The 17077-nt window shown below is 51.0% G+C and carries 19 protein-coding genes; 13 read left to right on the top strand and 6 right to left on the bottom strand.

Annotated features, from left to right (window positions below; all coding sequences use genetic code 11):
• Positions 1-40: 40 nt before the first annotated feature.
• The 3 genes from F566_RS0107840 to F566_RS0107830 are packed head-to-tail and all read right to left on the bottom strand — an operon-like array spanning position 41 to position 3678.
• Positions 41-1360 carry a dihydrolipoamide acetyltransferase family protein gene (locus tag F566_RS0107840; RefSeq protein ID WP_020406439.1) on the bottom strand — a complete coding sequence of 440 codons (1320 nt, stop codon included), beginning with the start codon at positions 1358-1360 and terminating at the stop codon, positions 41-43.
• Positions 1360-2382 carry an alpha-ketoacid dehydrogenase subunit beta gene (locus tag F566_RS0107835; protein ID WP_020406438.1) on the bottom strand — a complete coding sequence of 341 codons (1023 nt, stop codon included), beginning with the start codon at positions 2380-2382 and terminating at the stop codon, positions 1360-1362. The genes F566_RS0107840 and F566_RS0107835 overlap by 1 nt, the downstream gene beginning before the upstream one ends.
• A gap of 3 nt (positions 2383-2385) precedes the next feature.
• Positions 2386-3678: a thiamine pyrophosphate-dependent enzyme gene (locus tag F566_RS0107830; RefSeq protein ID WP_020406437.1), complete on the bottom strand. Its 1293-nt coding sequence runs from the start codon at positions 3676-3678 to the stop codon at positions 2386-2388.
• A gap of 285 nt (positions 3679-3963) precedes the next feature.
• Between F566_RS0107830 and F566_RS0107825 the strand changes: the two genes are divergently transcribed.
• Entirely contained in the window at positions 3964-4437 is a 474-nt protein-coding gene (locus F566_RS0107825) for an Lrp/AsnC family transcriptional regulator (protein WP_020406436.1), read from the top strand.
• A gap of 103 nt (positions 4438-4540) precedes the next feature.
• Positions 4541-5401 carry a GNAT family N-acetyltransferase gene (locus F566_RS0107820; RefSeq protein ID WP_020406435.1) on the top strand — a complete coding sequence of 287 codons (861 nt, stop codon included), beginning with the start codon at positions 4541-4543 and terminating at the stop codon, positions 5399-5401.
• Between the two features lie 91 nt (positions 5402-5492).
• On the opposite strand, the gene rimK is transcribed toward F566_RS0107820, so the two are convergent.
• Positions 5493-6404 carry a 30S ribosomal protein S6--L-glutamate ligase gene (gene rimK / locus F566_RS0107815; RefSeq protein WP_026179836.1) on the bottom strand — a complete coding sequence of 304 codons (912 nt, stop codon included), beginning with the start codon at positions 6402-6404 and terminating at the stop codon, positions 5493-5495.
• Between the two features lie 364 nt (positions 6405-6768).
• On the opposite strand from rimK, the gene F566_RS0107810 reads away from it, so the two are divergent.
• The 11 genes from F566_RS0107810 (at position 6769) to F566_RS0107755 (ending at position 15937) form a co-directional block, all read left to right on the top strand.
• The gene (locus tag F566_RS0107810; RefSeq protein WP_020406433.1) at positions 6769-7341 is read left to right on the top strand and encodes a DUF3750 domain-containing protein; all 573 of its coding nucleotides are present in this window, start codon (positions 6769-6771) and stop codon (positions 7339-7341) included.
• Positions 7342-7366: 25 nt separating this feature from the next.
• Positions 7367-8101 carry a type 1 glutamine amidotransferase gene (locus tag F566_RS0107805; protein ID WP_020406432.1) on the top strand — a complete coding sequence of 245 codons (735 nt, stop codon included), beginning with the start codon at positions 7367-7369 and terminating at the stop codon, positions 8099-8101.
• A 32-nt stretch (positions 8102-8133) separates the two neighbouring features.
• A complete protein-coding gene (locus tag F566_RS0107800; protein WP_020406431.1) occupies positions 8134-9273 on the top strand; it encodes a VanZ family protein in 1140 nt (379 codons plus the stop codon).
• A gap of 200 nt (positions 9274-9473) precedes the next feature.
• Positions 9474-10859, top strand: coding sequence for a F0F1 ATP synthase subunit beta (gene atpD, locus F566_RS0107795; protein ID WP_020406430.1), 1386 nt, complete (start codon positions 9474-9476; stop codon positions 10857-10859).
• Positions 10856-11257, top strand: a complete 402-nt coding sequence (locus F566_RS0107790) for a hypothetical protein (protein WP_020406429.1) — start codon at positions 10856-10858, stop codon at positions 11255-11257. The genes atpD and F566_RS0107790 overlap by 4 nt, the downstream gene beginning before the upstream one ends.
• Before the next feature lie 16 nt (positions 11258-11273).
• Positions 11274-11540, top strand: a complete 267-nt coding sequence (locus tag F566_RS0107785; protein WP_020406428.1) for an AtpZ/AtpI family protein — start codon at positions 11274-11276, stop codon at positions 11538-11540.
• Between the two features lie 95 nt (positions 11541-11635).
• On the top strand, positions 11636-12313 hold the full coding sequence (locus F566_RS0107775) for a F0F1 ATP synthase subunit A (protein ID WP_020406426.1): 678 nt from the start codon (positions 11636-11638) through the stop codon (positions 12311-12313).
• Between the two features lie 83 nt (positions 12314-12396).
• Positions 12397-12669 (top strand): ATP synthase subunit c family protein, encoded by a 273-nt coding sequence (locus tag F566_RS0107770; RefSeq protein ID WP_020406425.1) that lies wholly within the window; start codon positions 12397-12399, stop codon positions 12667-12669.
• A gap of 93 nt (positions 12670-12762) precedes the next feature.
• On the top strand, positions 12763-13530 hold the full coding sequence (locus F566_RS0107765) for a F0F1 ATP synthase subunit B family protein (protein WP_020406424.1): 768 nt from the start codon (positions 12763-12765) through the stop codon (positions 13528-13530).
• Positions 13530-15056: a F0F1 ATP synthase subunit alpha gene (locus F566_RS0107760; protein WP_020406423.1), complete on the top strand. Its 1527-nt coding sequence runs from the start codon at positions 13530-13532 to the stop codon at positions 15054-15056. The genes F566_RS0107765 and F566_RS0107760 overlap by 1 nt, the downstream gene beginning before the upstream one ends.
• Positions 15053-15937, top strand: a complete 885-nt coding sequence (locus F566_RS0107755; RefSeq protein ID WP_020406422.1) for a F0F1 ATP synthase subunit gamma — start codon at positions 15053-15055, stop codon at positions 15935-15937. The genes F566_RS0107760 and F566_RS0107755 overlap by 4 nt, the downstream gene beginning before the upstream one ends.
• Before the next feature lie 42 nt (positions 15938-15979).
• On the opposite strand, the gene F566_RS0107750 is transcribed toward F566_RS0107755, so the two are convergent.
• Complete coding sequence (locus tag F566_RS0107750) at positions 15980-16555, bottom strand: NnrU family protein (RefSeq protein WP_020406421.1); 576 nt, start codon at positions 16553-16555, stop codon at positions 15980-15982.
• 268 nt (positions 16556-16823) lie between these two features.
• A partial coding sequence (locus tag F566_RS32250; RefSeq protein ID WP_020406420.1) for a Tn3 family transposase occupies positions 16824-17077 on the bottom strand: 254 nt, incomplete at its 5' end.

The raw sequence follows: 17077 nt of genomic DNA, 5'->3' as shown, positions 1-17077 counted from the left end.
TATTACGTTGAATAAGAAATACCGACCGACGGATAAAATTTCAGACGAATATGGCTCCAGGGTTTTCGAGCAGGCGTTTTAAGGCCTGGATCAGCTGAGCGCCGTCATAGCCATCCACAATACGATGATCGAAAGAAGCGGACAGATTCATCATTTTGCGGATGACGATAGCTCCATCCTTCACCACCGGACGCTCCTGCAACTTGTTGATACCGATAATCGCGGTTTCAGGAGCATTAATGATGGGGGTAGACACAATCCCACCAAGAGCACCGAGACTGGTAATGGTAATTGATGACCCGCTTAGCTCATCCGCTTTGGCAGTATTGTTTCTGGCGGCCTCAGATACGCGGCTGACTTCACTGGCGGACTGCCAGAGATCAAGGCTTTCACTGTGCTTGATGACAGGGACCATTAAGCCGGCATTGGTCATGGTGGCAATGCCCATATGCACCGCTTCAAATTGCGTCAGAATACTGGTTTCATCATCGTAGTGAGCATTGCAATGGGGAAATTTAGGCAGAGCCTTTACCAGTGCCTGCATGATGAACGGCAGGAGCGTGAGTTTGGGCTGGTGTGACTCGCGGTTGGCATTGAGGTGCTGGCGTAGCTCCTCCAGTGCGGTAACATCCACTTCCTCCACATAGGAATAGTGGGGAATATTGCGTTTAGTTTGCAGCATCTTCTGGGCGATGACCCTGCGCAGGCCTTTGATCTTAACGTCTGTCTGCCCGTTACGGCGAGAGCGCAGGCCTGCAGGTGATGCCAGTACACCGCCGCTGGCGATAAAGTCATCCAGGTCTTTATGGCTGATGCGGCCGGCCGGACCACTACCGGGTACATCAGCAAGATTCACCTGCTCATCCCGTGCTCGTTGTCTGACAGAGGGAGAGGCGAGTACGGTACCGCTGACGCCATTTGATACCGGTAAAGGTGCCTCCCTCGATGGGGAAGCGGAGCAGGCGACTGGCGGAGATTGGTCGACCGTCTCCTTGTTTGGGGAATTACTGGTGCGCTCCCCTTTAGGCGTAATGTCTGCCGGTTTCGGTTGAGACACACTATTGTTCTGATCCTGGGCGTCAGAGGCAGACGCGTGACTACTTGTGCCGCTGCCGCAAGCTTCAGTATCGAAACGAATCAACTCTTTTCCGACCGCGAGCATTTCACCGGCTTCGCAGGCTATTGCTGTCACGATTCCGCTGACTGGTGCGGTCACTTCCACGACTGCCTTGTCTGTCATGACGTCAGCGATATGTTGATCCTCTTCCACAACATCACCGGTTTTGACGTACCACTCAACGATCTCTGACTCAACGATACCTTCTCCAAGATCCGGCAATTTAAAACTAAAGCTTCCCATTAATCTGCCTCCAGAGTACGTTTCATGGCTTCTATAATCCGGTCGTGTTCCGGGAAGTATTCCCATTCATAGGCGTGTGGGTAGGGTGTGTCCCAACCGGTGACTCTTTCGATCGGTGCTTTGAGGTGCCAGAAACATTCCTCTTGCACCTCTGCGACCAGTTCCGCGCCGAAGCCACTGGTGCGAGTGGCTTCATGAATGATGACGCAGCGCCCGGTTTTTTTCACGGAGTCGGCAATGGTGTCGATATCCAGTGGGAGCAGGGTGCGTAGATCAATCAACTCGGCACTGATTCCACTCAGGTTAATAGCCGCTTCGGCCACGTGTACCATGGTGCCGTATGTCAGAATGGTGACATCACTGCCTTCTTTGAGGACTGCGGCTTTGCCCAATGGTACGGTATAGTGTCCTTCGGGGACTTCGCCGGCTGGGTGAGCACTCCAGGTCGTAGCCACATTTGCCTGGACATCGTGACCGTAAAACGGGCCGTTATAAATGCGCTTTGGCTCAAAGAATATCACCGGGTCATCATCTTCAATGGCGCTGATCAGAAGACCTTTGGCATCGTAAGGGTTCGAAGGCATGACCGTTTTGAGGCCGCAAACATGGGTGAAAATACCTTCCGGGCTCTGGGAGTGAGTCTGACCTCCACGTATGCCGCCACCACAAGGAGCTCTGATGGTTACCGGGGACCAGAACTCGCCACCGCTACGGTGACGCAATCTCGCCAGCTCACTGACAATCTGGTCAAATCCGGGATAGATGTAGTCGGCGAACTGTATTTCCACGACCGGACGCAAACCATTGACACCCATACCAATCGCGGCAGCAATGATGCCGCCTTCTGCGATAGGCGTATCCAGAGCCCGATGAGCGCCATATTTCTGATAGAGGCCTTCTGTGCAGCGAAAGACGCCACCGAAGTATCCCACATCCTCCCCCATGACCATCACGTTCGGGTCACGGGCCATGGTGCAGTCCATGGCGGAGTTCAGGGCCTGGATCATTGTCATCTTAGCCATCAGTTACACCCCCATTTTCTGACGTTGCTTGCGCAGGTGCGCCGGTATTTCTTTGTAAACATCCTCGAACATGGTGCTGACCGGCCAGTGGGGGCCTTCCTCCAGAGTTCCGTAGGTAATTGCTTCTTTCCAGGTCTGAAGGATGGACTGTTTGAGTTCCTCGGCGAGGGCTTCGTGTTGTTCCTCGCTCCATTCACCCAGTCGAATAAGATGCTGCTTGAGTCGCTCAACAGGGTCACCCAGTGGCCAGGCCTGGGCTTCGTTCTTCGCGCGATAGCCTTCCGGATTGTCACTGGTCGAATGTCCTTCACTGCGATAGGTGAAAAGTTCGATGAAAGTGGCTCCGTGTCCTTCACGGGCGCGCTTGGCGGCCCATTCTGCGGCGGCGTAAACCGCGAGAAAATCGTTGCCATCGACGCGGATGCTCGGGATATTGAACCCTAATCCTCTGGCCGCAAAGGTGGTACCGGCAGAGGCGAAAGACTGGGGCGTAGAAATCGCCCATTGATTATTTACCACGTTCAATATGACCGGCGCGCGATAAGTGGAAGCAAAAAGGAGGGCATGGTAAACATCTGCTTCGGCGGTGCTGCCATCACCTACCCAGGCTGAGGCAATATGGTCTTCGCCTTTATATGCAGAAGCCATGGCCCAGCCGACGGCCTGGCTGAACTGTGTTGCCAGGTTTCCAGAAATGGTAAAGAAATTATTTTCTTTCCAGCTGTAAAGCACCGGGAGCTGGCGACCCTTGAGGTTATCTTTTGAGTTAGAGAGGCACTGGCACATCATGTCCAGTACCGGGCGTTCGCGAACGAAGAGCAGGCCTTGTTGGCGATAGGTCGGAAACAGCATATCGCCTTTCTCCAATGCCATTGCCTGTGCCACTGCGATGGCTTCTTCACCAGTACATTTCATATAGAAAGAGAGCTTGCCCTGGCGCTGCATTCGAAACATGCGATCGTCGTAGGCTCTCACATGCATCATATGTCGGAGCCCCTGACGCATTTGTTCCGCGCTTAGATTGGGATTCCACTCTCCCAGAGCGTTACCTTCATCATCAAGTACACGAACCAAGCCATATGCCAGACTTTGCATGTCCAGAGCATGAGTATCGGTTTGAGGTTTGGGAGTGGTTCCGGCGGGGGGGATTTCTAGGTCGCTGAAGTCAGGATTCTGGCCAGGGCGGGAAGAGGCTTCCGGCACATAGAGTTTGTTGACCGGTAGTCCGGATTGAGTGTCGGCATGATCTTCGACATCACCGGCAAAATGCCCGGCAGGCTTTTGCGATAGCGCCATAATTAATCTCCTTTGCTCTCACCTGCGGCTTTGTTTCTGGTGAGGGAGTATTGTTTTTGTAAGCTCTCTTTTGGAGAGCAATCCCTTCGTTTCCGACAGTCGGTAACTGTCGATTTCGAAACCGAAAGGATCTCTTTCGGCTCGACATGGGTAATTACTATACTCCAGGCGCCCAGATAATTTTATTCAAATTGATAGTTGGAATTTGCTATTTGGGTATAAATAATTCATAAAAACTCTGTTAGAGTATTATTTATACCCATTTTTCGACTGGTGATGAAACTCATGGATATTAAGCTGGATAAAACTGATCGTCAGATTTTGGAACTGATTCAATCTGATGCCAGTCTGTCGGCATCGGAAATTGCTGAGCGGGTCAACCTGTCCCAGCCTCCCTGCTGGAGACGAATCAAGAGACTTGAGGATGAGGGCTATATCGATCGTAGAGTAGGGATGCTGAACCGGAAAAGACTCGGTTTGGATGTGGTGATTTATACCGAGGTCAAACTCACAGCAAACGGACGTCAGGCAGTGGGGGAGTTTGAAGAACGCATTCGCTCCTATCCGGAAGTCACCGAATGCTACACCATGATGGGGCGTACTGATTTTCTGTTGAGGATTGTCACCCGGGATGTTTCCACCTATGAAAAATTCTTCAGGGATCATCTGTCGCAGATTCCCGGTGTGTTGGAAATTAACTCCAGTGTTGCGCTCAGCGAAGTGAAATACACCACGGAATTGCCCCTGGCTCTTGTATAAAACGGGCTCTTGTCCGGCAAGCGAGAGTGACATATATCTGTAGAGCCAATACAGTAAAAATGTTCGGGAGTCTGGAACGCTCAGCCCTCAGGAGAGAAAGAGAATGGATAATAAAGGAAGTTACCGGATTAGAAATGCCTCAATGAGTGAACTCCATATTATGTTGGACTGGGCCGCCGCGGAAGGCTGGAATCCCGGTTTGGATGATGCTGAGGCCTATTATGTCGCTGACTGCAACGGTTTCTTTATAGGCTTTCTGGACGATCAGCCTGTCGCCTGTATATCGGCTGTAAAGTACACTTCTGCATTTGGTTTTATTGGCTTTTATATCGTCAAGCCTGAGTTTAGAGGCCAGAAATACGGTTTCCAGATCTGGAACAGGGCGTTGGAGTATTTGAAGGGATGCAACATTGGTCTGGACGGCGTTGTTGAGCAACAGTCGAAATATCGCAAGTCCGGGTTCAACTTGGCCTATCAGAATATCCGCTACGAAGGTCGAGGTAGGGGCATAGGTACGGTGGCAGGATCGCCTCAGATTCAGGACCTGACCGAAGTTTCCACTGACATGCTGCTCTCTTATGATCACAAGATGTTTCCAGTAGAGAGAGAAGCCTTTATAACCTCCTGGATTGGTCAAAGCCATGCCAGGGCTTCGGGATATGTGGAAGGTGACCAGTTGGCTGGCTATGGTGTTATCCGGAAATGCCGGCAGGGCTATAAAATCGGGCCTCTGTTTGCAGATAGCCCGGTCATTGCCGAACAACTTTTTGAAGCGCTCGTTTCATCGGTGGAAGAGACGGCGTTGGTCTATCTCGACATTCCGAGAATCAATGAGGCTGCCCTTAAACTGGTGGATGAGTACCAAATGCAGCCAGTATTTGAAACGGCTCGAATGTATACCGGTACGGCACCGGCTATCGACATGAACTGCCTGTACGGCGTTACCTCGTTTGAAATTGGCTAGCCGCAGCTCATCTGCGGCCGTGCAATAGGGGCATGTCAATTGTCATATAGTAGAAAAGTGCACCGGAAAACAGGCCAGATCAGTATTAACCTTAACCTTTGCCTTTCGTTCGGGTTGTGGCCTTCCGTTCTTCGATCTGTTTTTCGATAAAGGCATAAATCAATCCGGCCACATCTTTGCCCGTGGCCGATTCAATGCCTTCCAATCCTGGCGAGGAATTGACTTCCATGATTTTCGGGCCACTGCTTGAGCGCAGTAGGTCAACACCCGCAACATTCAACCCCATGACTTTCGCAGCCTTAACGGCCGTTTGACGTTCCTTGGGGGTGATTTTGACCAGGGAGGCTGTACCGCCCCGGTGCAGGTTGGAGCGGAACTCCCCTGGCTGGGCCTGGCGCTTCATGGCCGCCACAACACGGTCTCCGACCACAAAGCAACGGATGTCCGAACCACCGGCTTCCTTGACGTATTCCTGTACCAGAATATCGGCGTTAAGCCCGAGGAAAGCCTCTATGACGCTTTCGGCTGCTTTCTTGGTTTCAGCAAGAACCACTCCGATGCCCTGCGTACCTTGCAGTAGTTTGATGACCAGTGGAGCACCACCGACCATTCTGATCAGATCCTGTACATCATCCGGTGAATTCGCGAATCCTGTCACCGGCATCCCAATCCCACGTCGGGACAGCAACTGTAACGAACGAAGTTTGTCGCGAGACCGGGTGATGGCAACGGACTCGTTGAGAGGGAAGACTCCCAGCATCTCAAACTGGCGCAGTACTGCGGTACCGTAGAAGGTGACTGAAGCACCGATACGGGGGATAACGGCATCATATCCTTCGAGGGTCTCACCACGATAGTGGATCGTGGGGTTGTCCGTGGCCATGTTCATGTAACAGCGTAAGGTATCAATGACGCGAACTTCGTGGCCACGCTTGAGACCAGCCTCTACCAGTCTACGGGTTGAATACAGTTTGGGGTTGCGCGAAAGAATCGCAATTTTCATGTTGCCCTCAGAAATACGGATTAACGGGTACTGCTCCTTTACCACTCCCATTGAAAGCGAAAACCTTCCCCGATTCAAATCATTCCGGGAGGTTTATATGACAGAAATGTGGTAAACCTGGTTTCAGGTGCCCCCGGTAAAAGCGAGGCAAGGACAAGCTGACGGAAGTATAATTCCAATTATTAAATTTCATTAGCTTTTATTGCTCAATTTTCCTATCAAGGTATCTTAGGGTTTGTTGAGGTTTCGTATTTCGTGCTTGTGGAACCTGAAAAAAGGCCAGGCTAGAAACGTCAACAGTCACGGGGTTGTAAGGTAGGCCCCAGAGTGCCACTGGCCACTATGTCATTCGGTCGTCGCATCAATGGACAGTTTAGTCAATAACGGGTTTGTAGTTCACAGAGCAGTCAGATCGGGGGCGTTACTTGCGCTGCTTATCGCGCTGTTACTATCAGGGTGCAGTACGGATACCTGGCGCTCTGCCACGAGGGCATCTGCGGGTCTTGCACCAGATCCACTGACCACGCCCGAGCCGGTTATTCAGGTGTATGGTGCTGACGCCTGGGGGTGGAGAGGTCTCTTTGCCATCCACACATGGATTGCCGTGAAGCCGGAAAATGCCATGGATTACACGGTATACGAAGTCATAGGCTGGCGTGAGCGAAGAGGGTTGCCGGTTTTGAGAGTGGAAGAGGACATTCCGGACAGGCACTGGTATGGCGCTAAGCCACAACTTATACTGGACCGGCGAGGGGAAGGAGTCGGTGAGTTGATAGACAAAATCGCGGAAAAAGCTGCCACCTATCCCTGGAAGAACCACTATCAGGTGTTTCCGGGTCCCAATAGCAACACATTTCCCGCCTGGATTTCCAGGGAAATTCCGGAGCTGGAGCTGGAACTACCGTTTCGGGCTATTGGCAGCGGGTGGGTTGATTGATGATACAGAACATTTGTGAGCATTGATGATAAAGCTGGGAATACTGCTTTGTGACGACCATCGTCCTGAATTGGTTGAAAAATACGGTACTTATGACCAGGATTTTATTCAAATGCTGGATGCTGTTGCTCCCGGGCACTTTGAATACCAGGCCTGGAGATGTCATGAGGAACAATTTCCCAATGCTGCTGACCAGGTCGATGTCTGGATTATCAGCGGAAGTAAATGGGGAGCCTACGATCCAGCCCCCTGGATTAAGCACTTGAAAAAATTTATCCAAAAGATCGACCAGTATCAAATACCACTGCTTGGGATCTGCTTTGGGCATCAGGTGATACATTCAGCGCTGGGAGGGCATGTCGCCAAGTCAGAAAAAGGCTGGGGACTGGGTGCTTATCCGGTGATTGCCAGGAAGTCTTTCGGAGCATTCAGTGAGGGGGAAACTATCCGGGTATTATCCATGCACCAGGATCAGGTAATGAAACCCGCGCCGGGATTCGATTCGCTGGCACACTCAGAATTCTGCCCACATCCTATCACTCATAAAAGTCAGCATATTTTGACATTCCAGTCACACCCTGAGTTCGTGGATGAGTTGTTTGCTGACCTCTGCCACAAGATTCGTGAAAAAGTTGATCAAGAATTAATTGAGTCCACTTTACTGAAAATGGGGCAGGAAGATGACCGCCATCCAGTGCGAAGACTGGTAGCGGAATTTCTACTGGGTAATAGTCGCCTGAAAGATCCGTTGGCGGAATAACAGGACGTTCGGATTTTGGAACTGCACAAGTTATGAAGCGTGTCTGGGGAGTTGTCATTCTATTGACCGTATACGGTTCTCTGTATCCGTTCAATTTCACGCTGCAGGATTTTCCTGCAGATCTCCTGGCCGATTTTGCCTCTACCTGGAATGACCGCATTATCCAGGGGGATTTTCTAGCCAATATTATTATCTTTATTCCTTACGGCCTGGTTGGCTGGTATGTTTTCAACTATTCGACACGTATGAGGCTGGCGGTTATTTTGGGATCCGGATTCATACTGGGAATGGGCTTGCAGCTCCTGCAGTATTATCTACCCAGTCGCTACCCGAGTATTATCGACGGCTGGTCCAATCTCTTTGGAATTCTATTGGGTTGTCTCGTCGCCTGGGGGATGAACTATTGGCAAAATGCCAGGGACGTACCGTTTAACACCTCCTTGATTGCCCCTATTACTCTATTGCTTTTCTGGTTTGGATTAAGGTTGATGCCATTTATTCCGTTCTTTCGCTGGAAGCAGGTCGAAATAAGTCTACGGCCACTTTACCAGAATCCGCAGATCAATCCGCTCACGATTCTGTCGGGCATCGTTGCCTGGACGGCCGTGTTCTATATCTTTAACCGGCTGTTTAACGGACTACGAAAACGGACTTTGTTCTATATTGCTTTCGGCTGTTTTACGCTGGAGACCTTGATCATCTACAACTACCTTCATTTAAGTGATGTCATCGGCGCACTCGGGGGCGTCGGATGCTGGCTATTAATCAGCCGGGGGCAGAAGACTGAGAACGTGATCTTTGTATTGATGGTGACCTATATCGTTATCTACGGTCTGAGCCCCTTTAAATTGGCGGTAGTGGAACAGGACTTTCATTGGGTGCCTTTTACCGGTTTTATTGCCGGATCGGTTTTCTTCAACATCGTGACTTTCTTCAGTAAGTTCTTTTTCTACGGAGGCGCTGTCTGGTTCGGAGTGCAGGCCGGTATGCGCTGGAGAAATGTAACCCTGCTGATTGCCGGCATTACCCTGATGATCGAGCTGGCCCAGGTCTACCTGGTTCAGCACGTGCCTGAAATTACGGATCCTTTGCTGGTTGTACTGATAAGCTGGGTGCTCCATGAAACCGGAAAGACCCGGCTGAATTTCGGCCGGATTCAGGTGCTCACCTGAGTTGATCAGAAGACATAACCGACTGTCTGGATGAAAACAGAGGCAGGGAGCTTTCGGATCTTTGATAAGCCTGAGCAAAAAGTTGTCAGGAATGTTCTGGATCAAAATGCGCTGGCGGAGCATTGCCTATACTGCGATAGGGCCTGCTTGATAAATGACTGCGGTTCCATGGTTTCGTTAAGAGTCAGAGAGACTTTTCTATGCCCGGAGACGGAGACCCCATAGGGGAAATTATAGAGGTCCATGGACCGGTCGCAGTTATCCGGTGTCAGCAATTGCCTCCATTGCGGCGTGCCGTCTATACCAGGCTTGATGGCGATACCTGTATTTTTGAGGTGCACCGTCACATCAGCCCAAATGAACTGCAGGCTGTTACACTCCATGGCACCCAGGGGTTGTGGCGTGGAATGCCCGTCTTTGACAGTGGATCTCCTCTTCATATTCCAGTTTCTGAACAATGCCTTGGCAGGTTATTGAACATCTTCGGGGAGCCCCTGGACGGCGGTCCCCCCATCAAAACCACAGAATACCGTAATATCCATCGTTCCCCATCGCCACTAAACGAGTTGACCGGGCAGGGCGAGCTGCTTGCAACCGGCATCAAGGTCATTGACCTGCTTTGTCCCTTCATGAGGGGCGGCAAGGCCGGTCTGTTCGGCGGTGCCGGAGTGGGCAAGACCGTTCTTATCATGGAATTCATGCGTGCTATCGCGCAACTGCAGCGGGGCGTTTCTATGTTCTCGGGGATTGGGGAAAGAATCCGAGAAGCTCATGAGTTATGGCATGACATGAAAGATGCCGGTGTGATGGATCAGGCCTTATTGGTGTTCGGACAGATGAATGAGTCGCCAGGTGTACGGTTCCGGGTGAGTCTTTCCGCGCTGGCCTATGCTGAATACTTTCGGGACAGTTTGCATCGGGATGTGTTGCTGGTCATGGATAATGTTTTTCGCTTTGTCCAGGCGGGCTCGGAAGTGTCTAGTCTGCTGGGAAGAATGCCGGCAACCGTCGGCTACCAGCCCACTCTGGGCAGCGAGGTCGCTGAACTGGAAGATAGAATTACCTCGTCTCTACAGGGCGCCATCACCTCCGTCCAGGCTGTCTATGTACCGGCGGATGATATGAGTGACCCGGCTGTCAGTGCTATCCTGAGTCATCTTGATACTACCGTTGTTCTGTCCCGAAATCAGGCGGCCAAAGGTATTTACCCGGCGGTCGACCCATTACTATCCGGCAATAAAGTCATAGATCGGCATAGTGTCGGGAACCTTCATTATCAGGTCGCCGAAGCCGTACGAAGTCACTTGGCTCGCTACAAGGAGTTGGAAGATATTATAGCGATGCTGGGCGTTGAAGAGCTCTCGGCGGCGGACCAATTAATTGTTGCCAGAGCCAGGAAACTCCAGCGCTACCTGACTCAGCCCTTTGTTGTGACCGCTGCTCATACGGGAATTGCTGGTGTGTCAGTGGATCTGAAAAACGCCATCCAGGATTGTGACGCTATTTTAGCAGGACATTACGATGGTCATAGTGAGGAAGATTTCTACATGAAGGGAAGCCTTGCGGAAGCCGGAATCAAAAGATGAGCGATGGCAATCTGTTTACAGCCGTTTTGAGAGACTGTTACCAGGAAATTATCCTGGACGACCTTATTTCCTTTCGTGGGGCAGATGCCAGCGGCAGTTTTTCACTGCAAGCCCGACATACCGCATTTCTGACCGTGACTGAGCCAGGCCTCAGCCGAATGACCTGCAGTACCCGGGATGTTTTCATGGCAGCCACGGAAGGGTTGCTTGAAATGGAAGTGGGGCGTCTGTATTTCAGTACCCGACGATTATTTGTTGATCGCCATCCAGAGCTCATAGAAAGGCAGCTTTCTGTATGGCTGGAAGAGCAGATGGAAGGGCGTAAAAGCTCCCATGTCCACCTGAATAGACTGGAGAGCGAGTTGATACATCATATGAACAAAGCCCGACTGGAATAGCCCTACGGAGCCCTATGTGGACTACAAACGCCTGAGAAAGTCTCTGGAGCGTGATCAGGAACGGATTAGGAAGGCCGATGAGGAGAGATCCACGCTGATGCAGGCAGCCCGAATTCTCGGGGTGCTTGGGTTTCTGTTCGTCCTGCCGGTGGTGGGAGGGGCGTATCTTGGGCACTGGCTGGATGGTATGAGTGATACCTACTCAGTACGCTGGACCGTCGGATTTATCCTGTTGGGCGTGGTCGTCGGTGGCGTGAATGCCTATCTGGCGCTGAGGGAATAGTCTGATGACAATGTTTCAGATTGGTAAACCAGGTGAGCAGGCCAATACTATCCGGTTGATTGAAACAGAGAAAGCAAAAGGAAAGGTCATAACGTATGGATGAGGGTATCAGCTCAGCAGTGTTGTTCTATATTGGACCGTTACCCATACATGAAACGGTCGTAACCACCTGGCTGATAATGCTGGGTCTGGTTGTCTTCTGTGCCATGCTGACACGTCGGCTATCCCTCCAGCCTGGGAAGTGGCAAACAATGCTCGAGGGGGTGGTGCTGACGCTGGAGCAAGCCATTGCTAATGCAGACCCGGTGAATGCCCAAAAACTGCTTCCGTTAATCGGTACCTTCTGGATATTTTTACCGATAGCCAACCTTCTTGGGGTGATTCCCGGCCTCAACTCGCCGACTCGTGACCTGTCGGTAACAGCAGCACTGGCGTTGGTGGTATTCCTATCGGTTCATCTATACGGCATACGTCAGTTGGGGATGTCATACTTTCGTCACTACCTCTCACCCAGTCCGATACTGTTGCCATTTCATATTATCAGTGAGTTCACCAGAACCATTGCTCTGGCTGTCAGACTCTTCGGCAATATTATGAGCCTGGAAATGGCCGCCTTACTGATTCTTCTGGTGGCAGGTTTTCTAGTGCCGGTCCCTATCTTGATGCTGCACATTATTGAGGCCTTGGTTCAGGCCTATATTTTCGGGATGCTGGCGCTCATCTATGTTGCAGGTGCCATGCAACAGGTTAACCCTGCAACCCGGCCAAAATGAATGTTCAGGATGACGTTGGGACGAACGACATCTCAGAAACAAAAATCAGGAAATAGAGCAAGACACTAGGTAGGAGCATGTACATGGAAACCTTGAACGAGTTTGTATCACTTTCCACTGTGGTGGCAATTATCGGAATTGCAGTCGGTGCAATGCTACCGGCATTCGCTATGGGAAAAGCCATTAGTAGTGCGCTGGAAGCTTTGGCCAGACAGCCTGAGGCCGAAAAAACCATTACTCGAACACTGTTTATCGGTTTGGCAATGATAGAGTCTCTGGCCATTTATGTTCTGGTAGTGGTTTTAATTGTCCTATTCCGAAATCCGCTTTTGGAATACCTGTTGCCGGGGCAGTAAAGGTCGCGGCGTTATTCGTTAACTTGTGATTTTATCGTTAATCTTTGATTTATCGTTAGCGCTTTCAGAGCGTTAACTGCCGAGGAGATTCCTGTGGAGCTCGACTGGACAACCGTAGCACTGGAAATCATTAACTTCATTGTGTTGATCTGGCTGCTGAAACATTTTTTGTACAGACCGGTGCTTGGGGTGGTGGAAAAACGTCAGGCGAGTGTCAGACAGACGCTGGAGCAGGCTGAAAGCAAACAGAAAGACGCAGAGGCTTTGCAACTGCAATATCAGACTCGGCTGCAGACCTGGGAACAGGAAAAACAGGTATCACGCCAGCAGCTGGAAGAAGCGCTTGTCCAGGTGAAAGCCGCAAAAATGGAAGAGCTGAGAGCTCAACTGACCCAGGAATCCAATAAAGCCAAAGCTGCTCTTGAGAGTCAGAATCGCCAATGGCAGAAAGAAGTGACGGAACAAGCGTTACAGCTGGGAGGTCGATTTGCCACGTCGATTCTCACCGCTACTGCTGATGAGCATCTTGAAGAACGCTTGATCGAACTCTTCTGTGGCAAAGTGGAGAAATGGTCACCCGCCTATATACAGGAGATCAGAAGTGCCACTAATCATCGTCCCTCTGGTGAGCCACTTAAAGTGGAAATTAGTACTGCCTATGATCTGAGGCCACCTTTAAAGGAAAAGCTGGAAAGGCTGCTCACCAAGACACTAGGGGACGGCAAATGCGAAATCCTGACGATGATTGATCAACGACTGGTTGCGGGTATCAGGATGGCCTCCGGCGGCTGGACTATCGGATTGAATCTGGCGGATGAACTGCGAGGATTTGCTGACTCCTATCACGAAGAAGTGAAGTGATGATGGACGAGAATACTTGTAATGATACCAACAATGCCTTGTTGTCAGCTCTGGAGAAAGCCAGCGACTGGGTGGCGAACTATCAGCCTGATATTCGCATTCAGGAAAGAGGAACGCTGATTTCTGTCGGGGATGGTGTCGCCTGGATCAAAGGATTGCCGTCGGCCCGCATAGACGAACTGCTGAACTTTGAAGACGGCAGTCTCGGTATGGTGTTTGATCTTTGTGAGGATCAGGTTGGCGCCATCATTCTCAATCAGACCGGAACTCTTATTGCTGGTCAGGAAGTGCATCGGACAAGCCGTCCTCTGGGCTTTCCAGCTAATGATGATCTGTTGGGCCGTGTTATCGATCCCACCGGTCATGTTCTCGATGGTAAGCCTTCTTTAGAAGGTGGCGTCTGGCTGAATATGGCGGTTTCTGCTCCGGAAATTGTTGAGCGTGACACGGTCAAAGAGCCGCTATACACGGGAATCAGGATGGTGGATGCGATGATTCCCATCGGGCGCGGTCAACGCCAGTTGATTATCGGTGATGAGGGGCTCGGACGCACATCGATTGCGCTGAATACCGTGCTCAACCAGAAAGGGAAGGGGATGCGCTGTGTTTATGTGGCGATAGGCCAAAAAAGATCCGCCGCCGTGAATGTCATGCAAGTGCTGAAAAGGCATGATGCCGACAGCTACACCACCCTGATGGTGGCTGATGCGGGGTCGCCTCCCGGCTTGCAGTACCTTGCACCATTTTCAGGCAGTGCGCTGGCCTCTCACTGGATGCGTCAGGGGCATCATGTGTTGATCGTGTACGACGATCTTTCCAGTCATGCCAGAAGCTACCGGGAGCTATCACTGCTATTGCGTCGTCCGCCGGGCCGAGAGGCATATCCGGGTGATGTATTTTCTGTCCATGCACGATTGCTGGAGCAGGCAACTTGTTTGTCGGCGGATCAGGGTGGAGGGAGTGTCACTGCACTGCCCATTGCTGAAACTCAACAGGGAGAGATCGCTGCGTATATACCGACCAACCTGATTTCCATCACTGATGGGCAGATATATCTTGATCGAAGTCTATTTGCCGCAGGTTTTCGCCCGGCAATTGATGTTGGTCGCTCAGTGTCAAGAATCGGCGGCAAGGCTCAGCATCCGGCAATCAAGAAGGAAGCCGGTCGTATGAAACTTGATTATTCACGGTTTCTGGAGTTGGAGATCTTTACCCGATTCGGTGCCAAATTGGATTCTGCCATGCAGTCCGTTATTCGGCGGGGGCAAATTTTGCGGGAGTTATTCAAGCAGGATCGATTTGAAAGAGTGTCTCCTGAACTCGAGCTGGCCTGGATGATCGCCTTTAACCAGGGGTTGCTTGATGACTATCCTCCATCACAGGCTTCCAGCGTATTTGAAAAACGGCTGCTGCACTCACTTGAAGGCTTGTCCCTGGACAGTCCACGGGAGGCATGGATTGAGCGCTTAACCAGCCTTTTGAGCGCATCGGCTCATTTGTCTCAACCACATCCGGGCGAAGCATGAACAACCGGGAATTGAGCAAACAAAAGGACCTCTACGCCACCTTGAGCAAAATATTATCTGCACTGAAAGCTTTGGCTTATGCGGAATCGCTCAAACTTCAGAGACAATTATCCTCTCAGCTGGCAGTGAATAACCGAATGAAAAGTGCTGTCAGACAATTGCTTAACAAACCAGATGTTCATGCTGGCAGGGCGCTGATAATCGTGATAGGGACTGAAAGAGGTTTTTGCGGCGACATCAATCATAAGCTGATCCATTTTCTGGCTCAGGGCACTCGGCAGTTCCAGACATCTATTCTCGATCTCCCGGCGACTTTTGAATTTTCAGTGCCGTTCGATGCTTCGATGCCATTTCAGAGCCAGCTCCCCTTTGACTGCATTCTGGTGGGCGAAAGACTCTCGCAGGTGGCTGGTGAAAAACTCCAACCATTAGCTAGAGTTCCCGGGGTCTCAGTCGTCGAAGATGTTGAATCCGTGGTGGATAATCTGGTGAGCATGATTCTGTACTTTTCTCCGCGGGAGAACCTGTTCAACCTCTGGACGCTCACATTCAGCGAGGAAGAGGCAAAAGCGGTGTTGATTCCCGTATTTCCGAGGCCTGAATCCGCTAGCTTTCAGGGGGCGGAGCCATTGAGATACCGTTCCGTAGCGGACTTGCTTGAAGACATGATACCAATGTATCTGTTTACAGCTCTGCAAACCTGCATCAAACAATCGCTATTGGTCGAAAACCGTAAACGACTGAGCCACCTGGAAAATACCACCAGGCACTTGAACGATCGATTGGATATTCTTTCGTTAAAGAGCAATCGCGCGCGGCAAGAGGCCATCATCGACGAAATCGAAGCGTTGCTGGCTTCGGAGACCAATTCCAGCCGATGATATCGACAATGACAGGGACACTGCTGCCGCGTTCCAGAAGACTTAGCGACTGATAAGAGGCATTCCAATCAGCCATTGATGCCCCCAAAGCGCGAAGGCGACAAAGATACCAAGCCCGCCGACAACGGCAATAATATCATTGGCCTTCCCCGGCGGAGCGCCAGGAATTGATCTTTGGGTGCGATGCTTCATGGAGATCCGATCAGCTACCGCCCAGATGAGAAAGCCTCCGAACAACAACAGATCCGCCAGCATGCCATTAGCCAGAAGGTGCGCCAGCGCCCAGGTTTTAACCGCTATCAACATGGGATGTTTTACGGCGGTTTTGATTCGTCCGGGCAAGTAGGTGGCCAGGAGCAGGGGAAATACCGGAATCATCAGAAGCATCGTGACATGTCGAAGCCAGGCAGGCGGCGTGAACAGGACCATTGGATCAACCCTGGCTTCTCCATAGCCGACAACAATGAGAATGAAACCGACCAGTGCGACCACCGAATAAATACCTTTCCAGGTAATTTCACCAAGCCTGGACGCCATCGCGTCACGCCAGGGACCTGCAAATATCGAAATAGAATGTCCCCCAAGGAACAGAATTAAACCAATCACGAGCCACATCATCAGAGTATTTCCTTATGCTTTTTTATCGATCTTATGTGCAGTATTGCATAACGCTCAGACTCTACATAGAAACAACCAGAACACTCAACTGGATTTTCAGGCCTGTTTTCAGTCAAGGGCCACTCAAACGGGGACACTGTTCTCCCCGGTTTAGCCTGTTTAAGGAGATATGATTCAATGCAAAGATGCATGACCTTTTTTAATTCTGTTGTTATTTTCCTGCATCATTCAGGGGTAGTGACCGGGTAGCTGCGATAACCGCCAACTTTTACGCGGCCACTTCAATGGGCAGTCTCGTGTTCATATCCAGCTCAAATATCCCATAGGGATTCACATGTGCGTATATCAACGGCGTCAACGCCCTGAAGTCCTCCAGTTTCATCCGTGACAACCAGTTTGGCTCGTTAAGCACCTGCTGGATCATCAAGGTATTCACGTAAACCAAAGAGATCTGCAACAAGTGCAGTGCCAGCACCGATAACTCCTGGTCTTCCAGCCGATTGGTCGCAACTTCACCACCTT

Origin of the sequence: Hahella ganghwensis DSM 17046, from assembly GCF_000376785.1 — a bacterium.
Lineage (GTDB): Bacteria > Pseudomonadota > Gammaproteobacteria > Pseudomonadales > Oleiphilaceae > Hahella > Hahella ganghwensis.
Note: the sequence above shows the minus strand (reverse complement) of the source record. Positions and strands in the feature narration are given on the sequence as shown.

What these genes read in the sequence shown, in the direction of transcription:
- F566_RS0107840 (WP_020406439.1), bottom strand. Translation starts at nt 1,360, where the DNA reads ATGGGAAGCTTTAGTTTTAAATTGCCGGATCTTGGAGAAGGTATCGTT.
- F566_RS0107835 (WP_020406438.1), bottom strand. Translation starts at nt 2,382, where the DNA reads ATGGCTAAGATGACAATGATCCAGGCCCTGAACTCCGCCATGGACTGC.
- F566_RS0107830 (WP_020406437.1), bottom strand. Translation starts at nt 3,678, where the DNA reads ATGGCGCTATCGCAAAAGCCTGCCGGGCATTTTGCCGGTGATGTCGAA.
- F566_RS0107825 (WP_020406436.1), top strand. Translation starts at nt 3,964, where the DNA reads ATGGATATTAAGCTGGATAAAACTGATCGTCAGATTTTGGAACTGATT.
- F566_RS0107820 (WP_020406435.1), top strand. Translation starts at nt 4,541, where the DNA reads ATGGATAATAAAGGAAGTTACCGGATTAGAAATGCCTCAATGAGTGAA.
- rimK (WP_026179836.1), bottom strand. Translation starts at nt 6,404, where the DNA reads ATGAAAATTGCGATTCTTTCGCGCAACCCCAAACTGTATTCAACCCGT.
- F566_RS0107810 (WP_020406433.1), top strand. Translation starts at nt 6,769, where the DNA reads ATGGACAGTTTAGTCAATAACGGGTTTGTAGTTCACAGAGCAGTCAGA.
- F566_RS0107805 (WP_020406432.1), top strand. Translation starts at nt 7,367, where the DNA reads ATGATAAAGCTGGGAATACTGCTTTGTGACGACCATCGTCCTGAATTG.
- F566_RS0107800 (WP_020406431.1), top strand. Translation starts at nt 8,134, where the DNA reads ATGAAGCGTGTCTGGGGAGTTGTCATTCTATTGACCGTATACGGTTCT.
- atpD (WP_020406430.1), top strand. Translation starts at nt 9,474, where the DNA reads ATGCCCGGAGACGGAGACCCCATAGGGGAAATTATAGAGGTCCATGGA.
- F566_RS0107790 (WP_020406429.1), top strand. Translation starts at nt 10,856, where the DNA reads ATGAGCGATGGCAATCTGTTTACAGCCGTTTTGAGAGACTGTTACCAG.
- F566_RS0107775 (WP_020406426.1), top strand. Translation starts at nt 11,636, where the DNA reads ATGGATGAGGGTATCAGCTCAGCAGTGTTGTTCTATATTGGACCGTTA.
- F566_RS0107770 (WP_020406425.1), top strand. Translation starts at nt 12,397, where the DNA reads ATGGAAACCTTGAACGAGTTTGTATCACTTTCCACTGTGGTGGCAATT.
- F566_RS0107760 (WP_020406423.1), top strand. Translation starts at nt 13,530, where the DNA reads ATGATGGACGAGAATACTTGTAATGATACCAACAATGCCTTGTTGTCA.
- F566_RS0107755 (WP_020406422.1), top strand. Translation starts at nt 15,053, where the DNA reads ATGAACAACCGGGAATTGAGCAAACAAAAGGACCTCTACGCCACCTTG.
- F566_RS0107750 (WP_020406421.1), bottom strand. Translation starts at nt 16,555, where the DNA reads ATGATGTGGCTCGTGATTGGTTTAATTCTGTTCCTTGGGGGACATTCT.